The sequence below is a fragment of the Corynebacterium sp. HMSC11D10 genome (genome assembly GCF_001806995.1).
Taxonomy (GTDB): Bacteria; Actinomycetota; Actinomycetes; order Mycobacteriales; family Mycobacteriaceae; genus Corynebacterium; species Corynebacterium coyleae.
In genome coordinates this window covers 1,133-2,308 of record NZ_KV787063.1, presented here as the reverse complement: position 1 = coordinate 2,308, position 1,176 = coordinate 1,133, and the positions used below count along the sequence as shown (strand labels likewise).

The following is a 1,176-nucleotide window of genomic DNA, read 5'->3' as shown; positions in this document are numbered from 1 at the left end:
CTAGTGTACTGTCTCAAAAATAAATGCTCTGTAAAATCGTCTATGCTTGCTCGTTGATTACACCGTTGGAGGCAAAGAAATGAGCGCCCAAGATATCGTCCTGAGTCCTGAGGAAAGCGCCGAGCTGAGCCGTCGCACACGATCAGCCACCATCAGTCAGCGTGACGGTCGCCGCGCGAGGGTCATCCTGTTAGCTGCTCAAGGTTGTTCAAGGGTTGAAATAGCCCGCCTGGTTGGATTCTCTCTTCGCTCAGTCACTCTTTGGTGCAAGCGTTTTCAAGAACAGGGACTAGACGGTTTGATCGATAAGCCTGGCCGCGGACGTAAGTCATTCTTGCCGCCAGACGCTATGGCTCGAGTGCTTGAAAAAGTGGTTCAACCTCGTATTGGCCAGCCTCGCTGGAGCTGCCGAAGCATGGCGCAAGTCGCGGGTATTTCTCCGGCCAGCGTCCAGCGTATATGGGCTGCCAATGACATAAAGCCGCACCTGACTCGTACGTTCAAGCTGTCCAACGATCCCAACTTCGAAGAGAAATTCTGGGACGTCATCGGGTTGTATCTGGACCCGCCAGACAAGGCACTGGTGCTCTGCTGCGATGAAAAAAGCCAGGTTCAGGCTTTAGAACGTACCCAGCCGGGACTGCCTTTGGGCATCGGTCATATCCGCACGCAATCGCACGATTATATTCGTCACGGCACCGTCACCCTGTTCACTGCGCTCGATTACCTTGAGGGGCGGTTGATCAGCGCTATCGAGCGCCAACACCGGCATCAGGAGTGGCTGGACTTCCTAAAGAAAATCAATAGGGAAACGCCCAAGCACCTTCAATTGCACCTGATCGTCGACAACTACGCCACGCACAAACATCCGAAAGTGAAGGCCTGGCTCGAAAAGCACAAGCGCTTCCATATGCATTTCACCCCGACCTCAAGTTCGTGGATGAACATGGTCGAGCGCTTCTTTCGCGACATCACGGTGTACCTGCGCGACGGCAGCTTCAGCTCGGTTCGCGAGTTGGAAAGCTCAATCACCACATTTCTGGCACTGCGAAATGCCCAGCCGACTCGCTACGTTTGGAACGCTAAGGGAGAAGATATTTTGAACAAAATACAGCGAGCCCGCGCGGCAATGACCACGCAGGCATGAGAGAAGTTAATTTTGAGACGGTACACTAG

At 53.6% G+C, this 1,176-nt stretch carries 1 protein-coding gene; it reads left to right on the top strand.

Translation table 11 applies throughout. The features are described from left to right. Window positions 1–79 precede the first annotated feature (79 nt). A complete protein-coding gene (locus tag HMPREF3120_RS08295; protein WP_032685463.1) occupies window positions 80–1,147 on the top strand; it encodes an IS630-like element ISPsy32 family transposase in 1,068 nt (355 codons plus the stop codon). Window positions 1,148–1,176 lie beyond the last annotated feature (29 nt).